Source organism: Protofrankia sp. CiP1_Cm_nod1 (assembly GCF_920888515.1).
Lineage (GTDB): Bacteria > Actinomycetota > Actinomycetes > Frankiales > Frankiaceae > Protofrankia.
On the sequence record NZ_CAKKTM010000322.1, the window covers coordinates 1 to 2,991 of the forward strand.

Below are 2,991 nucleotides of genomic sequence, written 5' to 3' on the forward strand. Positions count from 1 at the left end.
CAGCGCGCGGGCGGTGCGGGCGCCGGCCGCCAGCGCGGTGTCGAACAGCGCCACGCCCGCCTCGTCCGACAGCGGCCGCAGCCCGGAGCGGGTGATGCGCTCCCGGTCGGCGTCGGTGAGGCGGGCGGTGACGCCGCTGGCGAGCGCCCACTGGCCCCACGCCAGCGACAGCGCCGGCAGGCCGTGCGCCCGGCGGTACGCCGCGAGCGCGTCCAGCGCGGCGTTCGCCGCCGTGTACGGGGCCTGCCCCGTCCCGCCGGTGAGCCCCGATAGGGACGAGAACAGCACGAACGCGGCCAGGTCGTGCCCGCGGGTGAGCTCGTGCAGGTGCCAGGCGCCGTCCAGCTTGGGACGCAGCACCGCGTCGAGCCGGTCACCGGTGAGGCCGGCGAGCAGGCCGTCGTCGGCGATGCCGGCGGCGTGCACGACCCCGGCCAGCGGATGCTCGGCCGGGATAGCGGCGAGGACGCCGGCGAGCGCGCCACGGTCGGCGGCGTCCGCGGCCACGACGGTGGCGGTCGCGCCGAGCTCGGCGAGCTCGTCCCGCAGCGCCACCGCGCCGGCGGCGTCGGGACCGCTGCGGGAGGTCAGGACGAGGTGGCGGACGCCGTGGGCGGCGACCAGGTGGCGGGCGACCAGCGCGCCGATCGCGCCGGTACCACCTGTGACCAGAACAGTGCCGCCGGCGGCGAACGGCGTCCCGGCCGCTGTGCCGGCCGCTGTGCCGGCCGCTGTGCCGGCCGCTGTGGTGTCCGCCGCTGTGGTGTCCGACGTGGTGTCCGGCGCGTCCAGCGCGGTGTCCGTGGTGGACGCTGAGCTGCCCGCGGCCACATCCGTGCCTGGGCCTGCCGTGCCGGCCGGGTCGGCCTCGTCGGCCGGGTCGGCCGCCGGAACCCGGACCAGGCGGGGGACGGTGACGCTGCCCGCGCGGATCGCGAGCTGCGGCTCGCCGCCGGCGTCCGCGACGGCGAGCGCCGCCGGCAACGCCGCGGCCGAGGCGGGATCGTCGTCGACGTCGAGCAGGACGATCCGGCCGGGATGCTCGGCCTGCGCCGAACGCACCAGCCCCCACACGGCGGCGGACGCGACATCGACAGCTTCGTCAACAACTTCACTGCCAACGGCCCCGCTGCCGACAGTTCCGCCGCCGGCGGTCCCGCTGGCGTCCGTCTCCTGAGCGGTTGTCGTGTGCGCGTCGGCTGTGCCCTGGGGGTCGGCTGTGCCCTGGGCGTCGGCGGGGATGCCGTCCACGGCGACCGCGTGCCGGGTGACGATGACGAGCTGGGTGCCGTCGACCCGACGTTCGGCGGTCCACGCCTGCACCTGGGCCAGGACGCCGCGCGCCGTTGCGTGCGCGGCGGCCAGGACGTCACCGCCAGTGCCGCCGGTGCCGCCGTCGCCGGCGCCGGCGCTGTCGTTCGGGCCGCTGCCGTCGACGCCGGTGGCCGGCAGGCCGCTGGCGAAGACCAGGCCGGGGGTGGGCTCGCCGAGGTCGAGGGCGGCGGTGAGGTCGGTGAGGTCGGCGAACGCGCGGGTGTCCGCGCGGACCTGCCGCAGCAGGTCGCGCAGGTGCTCCTCGGTGCCGAGCACGGACCAGGTCCGCCGGTCGGTGGCCGTCGACGTCGGCAGCGGTTTCCAGTCCACCGCGAACAGGGTGTCGTCGTCCGTCGCCCCGCCGGCGGCGGCCCGCGCGGCGTTGATCTGCGCCGAGGACACCAGCCGGCCGGTGAGCGAGGCGATCGACAGCACGAGCGCGCCGGTGCCGTCGGCGGTGTGCAGGGACAGCCGGTCCGGCCCGGTCACCGCCAGCCGCACCCGCAGCGCGGACGCGCCGGCGGAGTGCAGCCGCAGGCCCGACCAGGCGAACGGGAGCTGCACCTGGCCTGGCGGGGCGTCGAGCAGCCCCCGGTGGGCGCTGACGTGCACGGCCGCGTCGAGCAGGGCGGGGTGCAGGCCGAAGTCGCCGGCGTCCGCACGTACCTGCTCGGGCAGCTCGATCTCGGCGAACAGCTCCTCGCCCCGTTCGGACTGCCGCCGCCAGGCGGCGCGCAGCCCGCGGAACGTCGGCCCGTACACCAGCCCCGCGCCGGCCAGGGCTTCGTAGACGCTGTCGACGTACGCGCTGCCGCTGCCGGGACCGCCGTCGCCGTCGCTGTCGTCACCGTCGGTGCTGATGGCCTCGGCGCCCGGAGGCGGCCAGGTCGCCAGGGCCTGCGCGGCGGCCGCCTCGGCCGCCGCCGCGTCCGCGCCGGGGGTGTCGTCGGCGGTCAGGTAGCCGCTGACGTGGCGGGTCCAGCCGTCGGCGCGGGGCTGCTCGCCGTCCGGCCGCGAGTGGACCGCGATCGGCCGGCGTCCCGTCTCGTCCGGTGTGCCGACGACGACCTGTACCTGGACGCCGCGCCGGCCGGGCAGCACCAGCGGCGCCTCGGCGATCAGCTCGTCGACGGTGTCGTACCCGGTGATCTCGCCGGCGTGCAGGGCGAGCTCGATGAACACCGTGCCCGGGACGATCACGGAGCCCAGCACGGCGTGGTCGGCGAGCCAGGGGTGGGTGTGCAGGGAGAGCCGGCCGGTGAGGATGGTCTGGTCGGTGTCGGCGGGGGTGAGGGCGGCGCGCAGGAGCGGGTGCTGGGTGGCTGCGAGGCCCAGGGTCGTGGGGTCGCCGCTGGTGGTGGCGGGGCGCAGCCAGAAGCGCTGGCGCTGGAAGGCGTAGTTGGGCAGGGGGACGGTGTGTGGCAGGGCGATCGCCGCGTCGGGGCCGGTCGTGTCGGGGCCGGTGAAGAGGGCGGGCCAGTCCAGGCGGACGCCATGGGTGTGTGCGGTGGCGAGCGCGGTGAGCAGGGTGGCCGCTTCGGGCCGGTTGCGGCGCAGCAGGGGGACGGCGACGGGGGCGGTGCGGCTGCCGGTGCTGTCGCCGGTGGTTTCGTCGCTGGTGCTGGTGCTGGTGCTGGTGCTGGTGCTGGTGCTGGTGCTGGTGCTGGTGAGGGTTTC

General features: G+C 77.1%; 1 protein-coding gene. It reads right to left on the reverse strand.

Features of this window, described 5'->3' with window-relative positions:
* Nucleotides 1–2,991, reverse strand: a 2,991-nt coding sequence (locus NBX02_RS14335; RefSeq protein ID WP_250291728.1) for a type I polyketide synthase, incomplete at both ends; no start/stop codon positions are given.